The sequence below is a fragment of the Amycolatopsis sp. Hca4 genome, from assembly GCF_013364075.1.
GTDB lineage: Bacteria > Actinomycetota > Actinomycetes > Mycobacteriales > Pseudonocardiaceae > Amycolatopsis.
In genome coordinates, this window is record NZ_CP054925.1 from 1,012,201 (window position 1) to 1,026,614 (window position 14,414).

The window sequence follows — 14,414 nt, forward strand, 5'->3', positions numbered from 1 at the left end:
GCCCTGGCCACCCGGGCCGGTGTCCTGGTCATGCCGCCCCGGGAGCGAGCGGACACTCTGGACCGGATCCGGGCGTTCCTGGCCGGCGAACCGGAGACCGCGGACGGCGAGTTCACCCTTCCGATGCTGACCTGCGTGCTGCGCGGCCACCTCGGGTACCCGTCCCGGATGGACGACGAAGAGACCCGCCGCGAATTCGGTGACAGCGTCAACATGACCGCCAAGCAGCTCGACGACTGGCTGAAGACCGACGAGTCGAAGGCCGCCGGGCAGCACAAGGACAGCGAGTCGATCGGGCACCAGTCGGGCCGGCGGATCGTGGAGATCCTGCACAAGAAGAAGGACGACCTCACCGGCGACGACCTCGCCCACATGCGCAAGGTGGTCGGGTACGTGCACCGCCACCTGGCCCAGCGCCCGTCCGGCGACGTCAAGGACACCACCTGGCGGCACTCGCTGATGAACTGGGGTCACGATCCCCTGCACCAGCCGTGATGTCCAGCGCGCGGTCGGTGCAGCCGCCCGCCACCACGCGCTGGACCAGCGGCGCAGCACCCGCCGCGCGGGCGTTCACGGCCGCAGGCCGCGGAAGAACGTGCGGATGTCGGCCACCAGCAGCTCCGGCTCCTCCATCGCCGCGAAGTGACCGCCCTCGGCGAAGTCGGACCAGTGTGCGATCTTCTCGTCGGGGTCCATGATCCGCCGGACCACCGGCGAGGTGTTGAACACCGCCCAGCCCGCCGGGACGTCCGACGGCGCCAGCCAGCCGTGCGCCGAGTGGGCGGCCTCGTACAGGAACCGGGCCGCGGTCGCGCCGCTGCGGGTGAACCAGTAGAGGCTGACGTTGGTCAGCAGCCGGTCGCGGTCGACGCCGTCCGCGCCGGCCCACGCCTGGAACTTCTCCGCGATCCAGGCCAGCTGCCCGACCGGGGAGTCGGTGAGCGCGGCCGCGATCGTCTCCGGCTTGTGCGACTGCAGGTCGAGGTAGCCGCGGCCGGCCCGCCAGCTCGCGCGGGCGGCGTCCAGTTCGGCCTGTTCGGCCTCGGACAGGCCCTCCGGCAGCGGCAGCTGCTCACCGGCGAGCGCGATCGTGCCGCGGTCGCTGTTGACGTGGGTGCCGATGACGCGGTCCGGGTACACCGCCGCGAGCCGGCCGGTGACCCCCGCGCCGAGGTCGCCGCCCTGCGCGGCGAACCGGTGGTAGCCGAGCCGGGTCATCAGCTCGGCGAACGCGTCGGTCGTGCGGGCCAGCTCCCAGCCCGGACCGCTCAGCGGCGTCGAGAACCCGAAGCCGGGCACCGACGGGACGACGACGTGGAACGCGTCCGGGCCCGGCTCGGTCAGCGGGCCGATGACGTCGAGGAACTCGGCGACCGACCCCGGGTAGCCGTGGGTGAGCAGCAGCGGCACGGCGTCGGCCTCGCTCGAGCGGACGTGCAGGAAGTGGATCGTCTGGCCGTCGATTTCGGTGGTGAACTGCGGGAACGCGTTCAGGGCTGCTTCGTGGGCCCGCCAGTCGAAGCCCGCGCGCCAGTGCTCGGCCAGCTCGCGGACGGCGGCGGTGGGCATACCGCGGGACCAGTCCGGCTCGTCGCCGGGAACGGGATCGGCGAACCGGGCCGAAGCCAGGCGCCGGTGCAGGTCGTCCAGCTCGGCCTGCGGGACGTCGATGCGGAAGGGGCGGATTTCGTTCGTCATGGGCAGCACGTTATGAGCCATTGCGGAAGACTTCCTTCCGCGTTTCGTGCGAACCTTGGAAGATGTTGCAGACCTCCGCTCGTCTCCTGCGGCTGCTGTCGCTGCTCGAGACGCGGCGCGACTGGACCGGCGCCGACCTGGCCGACCGGCTCGGCGTCACCGCGCGCACCGTCCGCAGCGACATCGGCAAGCTGCGGGAACTCGGGTACCCGGTCGAAGCCGCCCCCGGTGTCCAGGGCGGTTACCGGCTCGGCGCGGGCGCGCAGCTGCCGCCGCTGCTGCTGGACGACGACGAAGCGGTGGCCGTCGCGGTCGGCCTGCGGACGGCGACGGGCGTCGCCGGCATCGGCGAGACGTCGGTGCGCGCGCTGGCCAAGCTGGAGCAGGTGCTGCCGTCGCGGCTGCGGCACCGGGTGCGGGCCCTGCACACCGCGACGGTCGCGGTGCCCGGCACCGGCCCCGCCGTCGACGCCGACGTGCTGACCGCCGTTGCCGCGGCCATCCGCGCGAACGAGCGGCTGCGCTTCGACTACACGAGCCACCGGCGCACGCCGAGCCGCCGCGAGGTGGAGCCGCACCGGCTGGTCAGCTGGGGGCGCCGCTGGTACCTGGTCGCCTGGGACACCGCCCGCGACGACTGGCGCACCTTCCGCGTCGACCGGATGACGCCGAAGGTGCCGAACGGCCCGCGGTTCACGCCGCGCGAGCCGCCGGAAGGCGACGTGGCGCAGTTCGTCCGGCGCAGCGTCGGCACGGCGACCTGGCGGTTCCACGCCCGGGTGCGGCTGCACGCCTCGGCCCAGTACGTCCGGGCCCGGCTGCCGGTCGCGGTCGACCTCACGCCCGAGGGCCCGGACCGCTGCCTCGCCGAGTTCGGGTCGGACCACGCGCAGATGCTCGCGCTGTACCTGGGCCTGCTCGACGTGGACTTCGAGGTGCTCGACGCGCCGGAACTCGCCGAGGCACTGACGAAGACGGGTGAGCGGTTCCTGCGCGCGGCTAACGCAGGGAATCCGCCAGCTCCTGGATGATCTCCAGCTGCCCCTGCGCGCCGACCTCCATGCCGGACTGCAGGATCGTGTCGCGCAGTTCCGGGCTACCGGTCACGGTGAGCAGTTCCAGGCGCGTGCGGTCGCCGTCGAGCGCGGTGAAGGTGACGGTGATGAGCGGGCCGTCCACGTCGTCCGGGTCGACGCCGGGCAGTTCGTACACTTCGGTGTAGACGATCCGCTCGTCCGGCACGATCTCGCGGTACTCGCCGTGGAAGCCGACCTCGGTGCCGTCGCCGGTCTTCAGCACGTACCGCCAGCGGCCGCCGGGCCGCAGGTCCAGCTCGACCTCGGTGGTGGTCCCGCGGTGCCCGCTCCACCAGCGGCTCACCAGCTCCGGGGACGTCCACACGCGGTAGACCAGGTGTCTCGGTGCGTCGAACTCGTGCGTGATGAGGATCCGGTCGTCGGCCGGGGTGGTGATCTGCACGTCAGTGCTCCTGTTCCTTGAGTTCTTCGAGGACCTCGTCCATCAGGTCGAACCGCGCCGCCCAGGTGCGTTCGTAGCGCTTGACCCAGTCGTGGATGGGTTTGAGCGCGGCACCGTTGAGCCGGTACAGCCGCTGGCGGCCGTCGCCGCGCACGTCCACCGCGCCGACTTCGCGCAGCACCCGCAGGTGCTTCGACACCTGGGGCTGGGCCAGCCCGAGCAGGTCGACGAGGTCGCCGACCGACCGCTCCCCGTCCATCAGGACGTCGAGGATCTGCCGCCGCCGGGGTTCGGCTACCGCGTTGAAGGTGTCGGCTGTCGTCGCTGCTCGTGCCACGCGGCCATCATATTCCCATATGGGTATGCGTCAAGCCCGCATCCTGGGCACGCTGGGCCCGCGCCGCGTCGTCTGCCACGATCGGGCGATGACCAGCCGGGCGGAAAGTCCACAGAGGACGGACGCGCGCGGGGTCCGGCGCAGCGCCAGTGCGAGCGCCGTCCTGCGGGCGGTGCTCGACGACGGCCCGATCGCGCGCAGCACCATCGCCCGGCGCACCGGGCTGTCCGCGGCCGCGGTCACCGGGCACACCGCCGAGCTGGCCCGGCTGGGACTGCTGCGCGAGCTGCCGGAAGCGGAGTCGCGCAAGGGCGTCGGGCGGCCGCACGTGCCGGTCGACCTCGACACCGGGCGGCACGTCGCCGGCGCTCTGCACCTGGCCGTGCACCACGCCACGGTCGCGCTGCTCGACCTGCGCGGGAACGTCCTGGTCCAGCACGAAGAACCGCACGACGGCCTGGCCGCGGAGGACCTGCTCGCCCGGGCCGCCGAGATCTTCGACGACCTGCTGCTCGGGCACGCCCCGGACCGCGAGCCGCTCGGTCTCGGCGTCGCCACCGGCGGCTGGGTCGACCGGGCGTCCGGCACCGTGGTCGAGCACCCGCTGCTCGGCTGGCGGAACGTGCCGGTCCGCGACCTGCTGGCCGGCAGCACCGGGCTCGCCGTCGAGGTCGACGGGCACGCGCGCGCCCTGGTGCACGCCGAACGGCTCTTCGGGCACCCGCGGGCCCGGGACAGCGTCGTCCAGCTGTTCACCGGCAACGTCGTGGACGCCGCGTTCGCCACCGGGGCGACCGTGCACCACGGGCCGCGCTCGGCCGCCGGGGCCGTCGCGCACCTGCGCGTCGACGACAGCAGCGAGCCGTGCCGGTGCGGGCGCACCGGCTGTCTCGAGGCCGCCGTTTCGGAAGCGACGCTCGCCCGCAGAGCCGCGGAAATCGGATTGATCACGCAGCCGGACTTTCCGGAATTGCTCGCGCTGGCCGTAGCGGGCGATTCCACGGCCCTCCGGATGTTCCGCGAACGCGCGCGGCTGATCGGCCAGGCGGCCGCCCTTCTGCTCGATGTCCTGAACCCGGCCGTGCTCGTGGTGGTCGATCGGAGTGTAGCCCGGGTGCCGAGCTGCCTTCCCATCATCCGGGACGAGGTCCGCGACCGGTCCCGCGGCCCTTCTTCGGCGGAAACCGTTGTGGGCACCAGCTTCCCGGGTGCCGAGCTGGCCACCGCCGGCGGCGCGGTGCTCTTGGACGTCCTCTACGGAGACCCGCTCGGTCCGCTTCTCACACGGTGGCCCCGCGCCTCGTGAACCGCCGGAGTTATTTCACGAACTCGCAAAATTGACCGCCCGTCCGGATCTTGCGAACAATTGCTCGCATCCCCACCGACTCCCGGAACGGACGAAACCGTGAAGAAAACCCTGCCCCTGTTCGCCGCCGCCCTGCTCCTGCTGGCCGGCTGCGCTTCGGCGACGGCCACCGGTGCGCCCGGGCAACCGGAGAAGCTGGAACTGCGCTACCAAGGCAGCGCGAACGCCGTGACCCTGCCCGAGCTCGCCGAAGACCTCGGCTACTTCGGCCCGGTCAAGCTGAAGTGGGTCGGCAACACGATCAGCGGCCCCCAGGACATCCAGTCGGCGGCCACCGACCAGACCGACTTCGGCGGCGCCTTCACCGGCGCGGTCGTCAAGCTCGTCGAGGCGGGTGCGCCGGTCAAGGCGGTCGTCAACTACTACGGCTCCGACGACAAGACCTTCCTCGGCTTCTACGCCAAGGAGGACAGCCCGATCCGGACCGCACGCGACCTGATCGGCAAGAAGGTCGGCGTCAACACGGCCGGGGCGAACCTCGAGGCCGTGCTCGACACCTGGCTGAAGGGGCAGGGCCTCTCCGACGCCGAGATCAAGCAGGTGCAGCTCGTCGTCATCCCGCCGGTGAACGCCGAGCAGGCGCTGCGCAACGGCCAGCTCGACGTCGCTGCGCTGCAGGGCATCCTGCAGGACCACGCCGTCGCGGCCGGCGGGGTGCACCCGCTGTTCACCGATGTCGGCGCGTTCGGCCCGTACAACGGCGGGCCGTACGTGCTGCGCACCGACTTCATCAAGAAGTACCCGGAGACCACGAAGATCTTCGTCTCCGCCGTGGCGCGGGCCATCGAGTGGGAGCGCACCACCCCGCGCGACGAGGTGATCGCCCGCTTCACGAAGATCGTGAAAGCCCGCGGCCGCAACGAAAGCACCGACACGCTGAAGTTCTGGAAGAGCGTCGGCATCACCCGCGGCGGCCTCATCTCCGACACCGACTACACCCGCTGGGAGCCGTGGCTCAAGGAGGAGGGCTACCTCAAGCACGACAAGATCGACACCGCCAAGCTCTACACCAACGAGTTCAACCCCTACCGCGACGGCGCGCCGGCGGTGACCAAGTGATCGGCATCCGCTCGGTGACCAAGACCTTCGGCGCACTCACCGCCCTCGACGACGTCTCCCTCGACATCGCCGACGGCACGTTCCTCTCCCTGGTCGGTCCCAGCGGCTCGGGCAAGTCGACGCTGCTGGACCTGCTGGGCGGGCTGACCACCCCGACCTCGGGCGAGGTGCTGATCGACGGCAAGCCGGTGCGCGGCCCCGGCCTCGACCGCGGGGTCGTCTTCCAGCAGTACGCGCTGTTCCCGTGGCGGACCGCCCAGGCCAACGTCGAGTTCGGCCTCGAAGGCGGCTCGCTCGGGAAGCGGCAGCGGGCGGAGCGGGCGCGTGAGCACCTCGCACTGGTCGAGCTGTCCGGCTTCGAGGACCGTTACCCGCACGAGCTGTCCGGCGGGATGAAGCAGCGCGTCGCGATCGCTCGCAGCCTGGCCTACGACCCCGCCGTGCTGCTGATGGACGAGCCGTTCGCCGCGCTCGACGCGCAGACCCGCGAGCAGCTGCAGGAGGAGCTGCTGCGGATCTGGCGCCGCACCGGCAAGACGATCGTGTTCATCACCCACGGCATCGACGAAGCCGTCTACTTGGGACAGCGGGTCGCGGTGCTGACCTCCCGGCCCGGCCGGCTGAAGGCCGTCGTCGACGTCGACCTCGGCGACCGCACCGGCGACGTGCGCTCCGGGACCGAGTTCGGCCGGCAGCGCCACCGGCTCTGGGAGCTGCTGCACGACGAGGTCCGCAAGGCGGCCGAACACGAACGGAGCGCGGTCCGATGACCACCACCCTGGAGGCCCCCACCGTCCACACCGGACTCACGGAGACCCCGCCGCGACCGCGCCGGTTCGCGAAGAAGCTCACCCGGGCGGTGCACGCCTCGGCCGCGGTCGTGCTGTTCGCGCTGCTCTGGGAGCTGGTCCCCCGGTTCGTCCTCGACGAGGGCACCCGGACGTTCCTGCCGCCGCTGTCGGAAGACCTGCAGGCCCTCTGGCAGCTCGTGCTCGACGGCGAGCTCGCCGACCACCTGCTGGCCAGCGTCGGCCGGTCCGCGGCCGGGTTCGCCGTGGCCGTGGCCGTCGCGGTCCCGCTCGGGCTGCTGATCGGCTGGTACCGGCCGGTCGCGCGGTTCCTGCAGCCCCTGCTGGAGCTGGCCCGCAACACCGCCGCGCTGGCGCTGCTGCCGGTGTTCACGCTGCTGCTGGGCATCGGCGAGCTGTCGAAGGTCAGCCTGGTGGTCTACGCCTGCGTGTGGCCGGTGCTGCTCAACACGATCGCCGGGGTCAACTCGGTCGACCCGCTGCTGGTCAAGGCGGCCCGCTCGCTGGGGCTGTCCAGCCCGCGGCTGTTCCGGAAGGTGATCCTGCCCTCGGCCGTGCCGACGGTGTTCACCGGCATCCGGATGGCGGCGTCCTACTCGATCCTCGTCCTGGTCGCCGCCGAGATGGTCGGCGCGAAGGCCGGGCTTGGCTACCTGATCAACACGAGCCAGGTCAACTTCCAGATCCAGCAGATGTACGCCGGGATCATCGCGGTCTCGCTGCTCGGCGTGCTCGTCAACGCCGGTTTCGTCGGCCTCGAACGGCGGTTTTCCACCTGGCGACCCAAGGAGCAGGCATGATGCACCTCAACGCGTTCGTGATGCCGAACGGGCACCACGAAGCCGCGTGGCGGCACCCCTCGACCGACCCGCACCGGGCCCGGACGCTGCAGCACTACGTGGACATCGCGCGCACCGCCGAGCGCGGCAAGCTCGACTCGCTCTTCCTCGCCGACGGCGTCGCGCTGTGGGGCAACGTCAAGCACAATTCCCACAGCCACTTCGAACCGCTGACGCTGCTCTCGGCGCTCGCCGCCTCCACAGTCCACATCGGACTGATTGCGACCGCGTCGACGACCTACAACGAGCCCTACCACCTGGCCAGGAAGTTCGCTTCGCTCGACCACCTCTCCGGCGGCCGCGCGGGCTGGAACATCGTCACCTCGGCGGGCATCGACGAGGCCCGCAACTTCAACCTGGCCAAGCGCCCGCCGCACGACGCGCGGTACGACCGGGCCGAGGAGTTCGTCGAGGTCGTCAAGAAGCTCTGGGACAGCTGGGACGACGACGCCGCGGTCGTCGACCGGGCGAGCGGGGTCTACGCCGACACCGCCCGGATCCGCGCGATCGCCCACGACGGCCCGCACTTCCAGGTCCAGGGACCGCTCAACATCGAACGGCCGGTGCAGGGCCACCCGCTGCTCGTCCAGGCCGGCTCGTCGGAAACCGGCAAGGAGTACGCGGCCCGGCACGCCGAGGCGGTGTTCACGGCGCAGCAGACCTTCGCAGAAGGCAAGGCGTTCTACGACGACGTCAAGGGCCGGCTCGCGAAGTACGGCCGCACGCCGGACGAGATCAAGATCCTGCCCGGCATCTCGCCGATCCTCGGGCGCACCGAAGCCGAGGCACGGGCGCGCGAGGCCGAGCTGAACGCGCTGATCACCCCGGACTACGGGCTGCAGCAGCTGTCGAAGATGCTCGACCACGACGTCACCGGCTACCCGCTGGACGGCCCGCTGCCGGAGGTCGGCGCCTTCACCGAAGGCGGCCAGAGCCGGTTCGACCTGGTCGTCGGCCTGGCCCGGCGCGAAGACCTCACCATCCGGCAGCTGCTGGAACGGCTGGCAGGCGGGCGCGGGCACCGCGTCTTCGCCGGCACCCCGGTCCAGGTCGCCGACGAGCTGGAGGCGTGGTTCCGCGGCGGCGCCGCCGACGGCTTCAACGTCATGCCGCCCACCCTGCCCGGCGGGCTCGACGACTTCGTCGACCTCGTCGTCCCGGAACTGCAGCGGCGCGGCCTGTTCCGCACCGAGTACTCCGGCACCACCCTGCGCGAGCACTACGGCCTCGCGCGGCCCGTCAACCGCAACCGAGTGAAGGAGCCCGCATGACCACCATCGGTACCGACGTCCGCAAGCTGACCGGGAGGATCGGCGCCGAGATCGTCGGCTTCGACCCCGCCGGCGACCTCGACGCCGCGCAGGTGGCGTTCCTGACCGACGCCCTGCACGAGCACAAGGCCCTGGTGTTCCGGAACGTCCGGCTCGACGACGAGGGCCAGCAGCGGTTCGCCGCGCACTTCGGCGAGCTGACCAAGGCGCACCCGACGGTGCCCGCCGTCGAGGGCGCGCCGACGATCCTGCCCGTCGACAGCGAGCAGGGCCGCGCCAACCACTGGCACACCGACGTCACCTTCGTGCTCAACCCGCCGAAGGCCAGCACGCTGCGCAGCCTGGTGGTGCCGCCCTACGGCGGCGAGACGCTGATCGCGAACGCCGCCGCGGCCTACCGGGACCTGCCGGAACCGTTGCGCGCCTTCGCCGACACGCTGCGGGCGGTGCACACCAACGACTACGACTACGTCCAGCCGCCGGAGACGGTGGACGAGAAGGAGCAGGCCCGGCGGGCGCAGTTCGTCTCGCGCAAGTACCGGACCGTGCACCCGGTGGTCCGGGTGCACCCGGTGACCGGCGAGCGCGGCCTGTTCATCGGCGGGTTCGCCCAGCGGATCGAGGGCCTGTCGGTGAGCGAGTCACGCGACCTGCTGCGGCTGCTGCAGTCCTACGTCACGCGGCCGGAGAACGTCGTGCGGGTGGCGTGGGAGCCGGATCAGCTGGTGCTGTTCGACAACCGGATCACCCAGCACTACGCGATCGACAACTACGACGGCCTGCCCCGCCGGCTCAACCGCGTCACGGTGGCGGGCGACATCCCCGCCGGCATCGACGGGCGCCGCAGTGAGTCGCTCGAAGGGGACGCTTCGCACTACACCTCGGTGGCCTAGTCAGGCCCCGTCCGCGCCCGGGTAACCGGGCGCGGGCGGGGCACTCGCGCCGGCGATCGCGCTGCTCCCGGACGCCCGCCGGTTCGCCGAGCGCGCGGGAGGCGAGCTGGACCACCGTGAATACCCGGGCCTGTTCCCCACCTGGCTCATGCAGGCGATCCCGGAGGGCGTCGAGGCGATGAACCACGTGGAGCGGCTCCTGCGGCGCCCGGTCACCGCCCGTTCCGGGCCAGGTCCCGGAAGCAGTCCCACGCGCGGCTGACCAGCGCCGGGTGCGTCCGCAGGTCGATCACCGTGCGGGCCAGCGCCGCCGCCGAGGCCAGCATCGCCGCCCGGCCGCGGGGGCTCGCCGCGGCCGCGGCGAACTCGGGCGTGTGGTCCGACATCTCCTCCGCCGTGATCGCCACGAACGGGTGGATCGCCGGGACGCGGACGCTGACGTCACCGATGTCCGACGACCCGAGGAAGACCCCCGGCGCCGGCGGGGTCGCGTGGATCCCGCACGCCGCCAGGTGCTCGGTGAACCGCTCCGAGAGCACCGCGTTGTCGCGGAAGTGGGCGTACCCGCGGCCGAGGCGTTCAACTTCGGCCTTCGTCCCGGTCGCCAGCGCCGCGCCCTCCGCGCACGTCGTGACGTCCTCCACCAGGCGGTCCAGCGCGTCGGTGGTCAGCGCGCGCAGCCCGAACCGGCCTTCGGCCCGGTCGGGGACGATGTTCGTCGCCTCGCCACCGTGGGTGATGATCCCCTGGACGTGCGACCCGGCCGGCAGCCGCTGGCGCAGGGCCGAGACCGCGCCGAAGGCCTGGATCAGCGCGGCGAGGGCGTCGACGCCGTGCTCCGGGTCGCCGGTCGGGTGGGCGGCCCGGCCGTGGAAGGTCACCTTCACCTCCACCTGGGCGGTCAGCGGCGCCCACGACCACGAGTGGACCCCAGGGTGGACCATCAGGGCCGCGTCGACGTCGTCGAAGACGCCCGCCTCGGCCATGGCGACCTTGCCGCCGCCGCGTTCCTCGGCCGGCGTGCCCACCGCGAGCAGCGAGCCGGCGGTGTCCCCCAGGACGTCCTTGGCGGCCAGTGCGGCACCGAGGCCCGCCGCGGCGATCAGGTTGTGCCCGCAGGCGTGCCCGAGGCCGGGCAGGGCGTCGTATTCGAGCAGCAGCGCGACGCACGGGCGCCCCTCGCCGACGCGGGCGACGAACGCGGTGGGGAGCCCGGCGACCCCGGTTTCCAACGCGAAGCCGTCCGCGGCCAGTTCCGTGGTGAGCCGTTCGGCGGCAGCGTGCTCCTCATAGGACAGTTCCGGCCGCTCGTGCAGCGCGGTCGCGACGGCCCACAGGCGCTCCTCCAGGTGCTCGATGCATTCGTCGGCCCGCTCGTGCAGCTCCTCGTGCCACTCCATGCCCTCCGGAATACCCCAACCACCGACCCTCATGCCACCGGGGGTGTTTCCCGCGGGCCCGCTCCGGCTACTCCGGCGGAATGGACCACAGCAAGGCACCGGTGCTCGAGGCGCTGCGCGACTACCACAGCGCCGGCTACGTCCCGTTCAACGCACCCGGGCACAAGCAGGGCCGCGGCATCGACCCGCGGGTGCTCGAGGTCGTCGGGGCCGACGTGTTCAAGTCCGACGTCATCGCGCTCAACGGCCTCGACGACCGGCTGATGCGCAAGGGCGTCCTCCAGGAAGCGCAGCAACTGATGGCCGACGCGGTCGGCGCCGAGCACACGTTCTTCTCGACGTGCGGCAGCTCGTTGTCGGTGAAGAGCGCGATGCTCGCCGTCGCCGGCCCGCACGAGAAGCTGCTGGTACCGCGGCACGTCCACAAGTCCGTGATCTCCGGGCTGATCGTCAGCGGCGTCCGGCCGGTGTGGGTGCACCCGCACTGGGACGCCGAGCGGCACCTGAGCCACCCGCCGGGCGTCCGGGAGTTCGCCGAGGCCTACGAGCGCGACCCCGAGGTCAAGGGCGCCCTGGTGGTGACGCCGACCGACTACGGCACGTGCGGCGACCTCCGGGCGATCGCCGAGTGGTGCCACCGGCACGGGCTGCCGCTGATCGTCGACGAGGCGTGGGGCGCGCACCTGCCGTTCCACGACGGCCTGCCGCCGTGGGGCATGGACGCCGGCGCCGACGTCTGCGTCACGAGCGTGCACAAGATGGGGGCCGCGGTGGAGCAGAGCTCGGTCTTCCACCTGCAGGGCGACCGCGTCGACCCGAACGTGCTGAAGGCGCGCGAGGACCTGCTCGGCACCACCAGCCCGAGCTCGCTGGTGTACGCCGCCCTCGACGGCTGGCGGCGGCAGATGGCCGAACAGGGCAAGGAGCTGCTGGACGGCGCCCTGACACTGGTGAAGTCGGTGCGCGGCCGGCTGGGCGAGCTGGGCTTCACCGTGCTGCACGACGAATTCCTCGGCCCGGACCTGGCCGACTCGGTCGACCCGCTGAAGGTCGTGCTCGACCTGGACCCGCTGGGCATCAGCGGCTACCAGGCGGCGGACTGGCTGCGCGAGCACCAGCGCGTCACCGTCGGCCTGGCCGACCACCGCCGGATGGTGGCCCAGTTCAACCACTCCGACGACGACGGGACCGCCGGAACGCTGATCGACGCGCTCGACGCGCTGCTGAAGGCCGCCCCTCGTTCGAGAAGCCGCCGCAGGTCGACCTTCCGTCGCCGCGGGAGATGGAGCTGGAGACGGCGATGCTGCCGCGTGACGCGTTCTTCGGCCCGGCCGAGCAGGTGCCGGCGGCCGAGGCGGCGGGCCGGATCGCGGCCGAGATGATCACGCCGTACCCGCCGGGGTCGCCCGGGGTGCTGCCCGGCGAGGTGCTCACCCGGCCGATGCTCGACTACCTCCGCAGCGGCCTCGGCGCGGGGATGCAGCTGCCGGACCCGGCCGACTCCGAGCTCGAGACGATCCGCGTCGTCGCGAAGCAGTGACACCGAAAGGGGCGGCACCTTCCCACGAAGGTGCCGCCCCTTTCGCGGGCGCTCAGGCCTTGGCGCTCTTGAGCTCCAGCGGGTTCTTCGGCGCCTTCGGGCGGGCGTCGATCATCCGCTGGCCCAGTTCCTGCAGCTGCTTGCGGCCCATCGCCGAGCGGACCTCGGGGAACCACTCGTCCTCTTCCTCTTCGACGTGGTGGCGGACGTTCTCGGTCAGCACGGTGACCTTGGCGTCGAAGGTCTCGTCCTTCGGGTCCATGCCGAGCAGCTCGGACAGCATCCACACCACGACGTGGTGCTCCTCGACGCTTTCCAGGACGTGGTCCTTGGTCTCCGGCACGGCTTCCCGCGCCGCCGGGTAGAAGATCTCCTCTTCGATGTAGGCGTGGACGGTCAGCTCTTCGATGATCGAGTCCGCGATCCGGCGCTTCTCGTCGTACGCGTCCTCCTCTGCCTTCTCGAATTGCTTGAAGAGTTTCTCCACGGTCTTGTGGTCGTTCTTGAGCAGCACGATCGCGTCGGTCGACATGGCGCCCGGATACCCGCTCCCCGCCCGGGAAAACCCGTTTGCCGGAACCGCCGGACGGGTATTCATGCGACTCCCGCGACCCCCAGGAGAACATCGGTGAACGAACCCACGCGCGATGTGCTGACTTTCGGCATCGAAGAGGAGTTCTTCGTCGTCGACCGCCGCGGTCAGCTGTCCCACGCCGGCGACGACGTGGTCGACGCGGCCGAGGCGGCCGGCGACGACCAGGGTGAACTGCAGCACGAACTCACGCGCTCCCAGGCCGAAGCGGCCACCGACGTCTGCCGCACCCACACCGAAGCCCTGCGCCAGCTGCGCGGCCTGCGCGGCGACCTCGCCTCGGCCGCCCGGCGCCGCGGGTACCGGGTGCTGCCGGCGGCGTCCCCGCTGCTGTTCGAGGCGGACCCGCCGGTCATCACGCCGAACCCGCGCTACGAGCGGATGGCCGAGCACTTCGGCGCCACCGCACGGACATCGCTGACGTGCGGCTGTCACGTGCACGTGGCGATCCCGGACAAGGAGAGCGGCGTCCAGGTCCTCAACCGGATCCGCCCGTGGCTGCCGGCCCTGCTCACGGTGACGGCGAACTCGGCGATCTCCGACGGCTACGATACGGGCTACTGCAGCTGGCGTTATCAACAGTGGAGCCGCTGGCCGTCGGCCGGTCCCCCGCCGCGGTTCGCGTCCCTGGACGAGTACGAGAGCATCGTGGACGGCTGGCTGCGCGCGGGCTCGATCCTCGACCGCGGGATGATCTACTGGGACGTCCGGTTGTCGGACAAGCAGCCGACCCTGGAGTTCCGCATCGCCGACGTGGCGGCGACCCCGGAGGACGCAGTGTTGTTGGGAGTGCTGGCCCGCGGCCTGGTGGCCACGGCGCTCGCCGACGACGGTGCCGCACCGGAGTTGTCGAACGAGGTGCTGCGCGCGCAGTTGTGGCGGGCGTCGAGGGAGGGTGTCACGGGCTGCTGCCCGCACCCGAAGAGCGGCGGGCTGGAGCCGACGAAGGTGGTGCTGGACGACTTGATCGCGTTGGTGGCCCCGGCGCTGGAGGCGGCCGGGGACCTGGAGTTCGCCAGGGAGCGAACGGACCACCTCGCCACGGAGGGCGGCGGGGCGGACCGGCAACGGCGTCGGTTTGCGGAGCGGAAGCGGGCCGAGGACGTCGTGGACCTGCTGACGGGCGACTAG

General features: G+C 71.8%; 14 protein-coding genes and 1 pseudogene. 10 read left to right on the forward strand and 5 right to left on the reverse strand.

Going from position 1 to position 14,414, the window contains the following annotated elements; translation table 11 throughout:
- Window positions 1-168: 168 nt before the first annotated feature.
- The gene (locus HUT10_RS04150; protein WP_176177663.1) at window positions 169-495 is read left to right on the forward strand and encodes a DUF3140 domain-containing protein; all 327 of its coding nucleotides are present in this window, start codon (window positions 169-171) and stop codon (window positions 493-495) included.
- Window positions 496-570: 75 nt separating this feature from the next.
- Here HUT10_RS04150 and HUT10_RS04155 read toward each other — a convergent pair whose 3' ends face one another.
- A complete protein-coding gene (locus HUT10_RS04155; protein ID WP_217709741.1) occupies window positions 571-1,707 on the reverse strand; it encodes an epoxide hydrolase family protein in 1,137 nt (378 codons plus the stop codon).
- Window positions 1,708-1,760: 53 nt separating this feature from the next.
- Here HUT10_RS04155 and HUT10_RS04160 point away from each other — a divergent pair, with 53 nt between their 5' ends.
- On the forward strand, window positions 1,761-2,729 hold the full coding sequence (locus HUT10_RS04160) for a YafY family protein (protein WP_176169943.1): 969 nt from the start codon (window positions 1,761-1,763) through the stop codon (window positions 2,727-2,729).
- On the opposite strand, the gene HUT10_RS04165 is transcribed toward HUT10_RS04160, so the two are convergent.
- Entirely contained in the window at window positions 2,698-3,177 is a 480-nt protein-coding gene (locus HUT10_RS04165) for an SRPBCC family protein (protein ID WP_176169944.1), read from the reverse strand. The genes HUT10_RS04160 and HUT10_RS04165 overlap by 32 nt on opposite strands.
- Before the next feature lies 1 nt (window position 3,178).
- A complete protein-coding gene (locus tag HUT10_RS04170; protein WP_176169945.1) occupies window positions 3,179-3,514 on the reverse strand; it encodes a helix-turn-helix transcriptional regulator in 336 nt (111 codons plus the stop codon).
- A gap of 88 nt (window positions 3,515-3,602) precedes the next feature.
- Here HUT10_RS04170 and HUT10_RS04175 point away from each other — a divergent pair, with 88 nt between their 5' ends.
- From HUT10_RS04175 to HUT10_RS04200, 6 genes are all read left to right on the forward strand, one after another.
- On the forward strand, window positions 3,603-4,820 hold the full coding sequence (locus HUT10_RS04175) for an ROK family transcriptional regulator (RefSeq protein ID WP_176177664.1): 1,218 nt from the start codon (window positions 3,603-3,605) through the stop codon (window positions 4,818-4,820).
- Window positions 4,821-4,919: 99 nt separating this feature from the next.
- Window positions 4,920-5,939, forward strand: a complete 1,020-nt coding sequence (locus HUT10_RS04180) for an ABC transporter substrate-binding protein (RefSeq protein ID WP_176169946.1) — start codon at window positions 4,920-4,922, stop codon at window positions 5,937-5,939.
- Window positions 5,936-6,709 carry an ABC transporter ATP-binding protein gene (locus HUT10_RS04185; protein ID WP_176169947.1) on the forward strand — a complete coding sequence of 258 codons (774 nt, stop codon included), beginning with the start codon at window positions 5,936-5,938 and terminating at the stop codon, window positions 6,707-6,709. Before HUT10_RS04180 ends, HUT10_RS04185 begins: the two co-directional genes overlap by 4 nt.
- On the forward strand, window positions 6,706-7,548 hold the full coding sequence (locus HUT10_RS04190; protein ID WP_176169948.1) for an ABC transporter permease: 843 nt from the start codon (window positions 6,706-6,708) through the stop codon (window positions 7,546-7,548). Before HUT10_RS04185 ends, HUT10_RS04190 begins: the two co-directional genes overlap by 4 nt.
- Complete coding sequence (locus HUT10_RS04195) at window positions 7,545-8,858, forward strand: LLM class flavin-dependent oxidoreductase (protein ID WP_176169949.1); 1,314 nt, start codon at window positions 7,545-7,547, stop codon at window positions 8,856-8,858. Before HUT10_RS04190 ends, HUT10_RS04195 begins: the two co-directional genes overlap by 4 nt.
- Window positions 8,855-9,751, forward strand: coding sequence for a TauD/TfdA family dioxygenase (locus tag HUT10_RS04200; protein ID WP_176169950.1), 897 nt, complete (start codon window positions 8,855-8,857; stop codon window positions 9,749-9,751). The genes HUT10_RS04195 and HUT10_RS04200 overlap by 4 nt, the downstream gene beginning before the upstream one ends.
- Before the next feature lie 212 nt (window positions 9,752-9,963).
- Here the strand turns inward: HUT10_RS04200 and HUT10_RS04205 are convergent, their stop codons facing one another.
- A complete protein-coding gene (locus tag HUT10_RS04205) occupies window positions 9,964-11,151 on the reverse strand; it encodes an amidohydrolase (protein WP_176169951.1) in 1,188 nt (395 codons plus the stop codon).
- Window positions 11,152-11,231: 80 nt separating this feature from the next.
- Here HUT10_RS04205 and HUT10_RS04210 point away from each other — a divergent pair.
- A pseudogene (locus HUT10_RS04210) lies at window positions 11,232-12,691 on the forward strand (aminotransferase class I/II-fold pyridoxal phosphate-dependent enzyme).
- 52 nt (window positions 12,692-12,743) lie between these two features.
- On the opposite strand, the gene HUT10_RS04215 reads toward HUT10_RS04210, so the two are convergent.
- The gene (locus tag HUT10_RS04215; RefSeq protein ID WP_176169952.1) at window positions 12,744-13,223 is read right to left on the reverse strand and encodes a hemerythrin domain-containing protein; all 480 of its coding nucleotides are present in this window, start codon (window positions 13,221-13,223) and stop codon (window positions 12,744-12,746) included.
- A gap of 96 nt (window positions 13,224-13,319) precedes the next feature.
- On the opposite strand from HUT10_RS04215, the gene HUT10_RS04220 reads away from it, so the two are divergent.
- Window positions 13,320-14,414, forward strand: a complete 1,095-nt coding sequence (locus HUT10_RS04220; protein ID WP_176169953.1) for a glutamate--cysteine ligase — start codon at window positions 13,320-13,322, stop codon at window positions 14,412-14,414.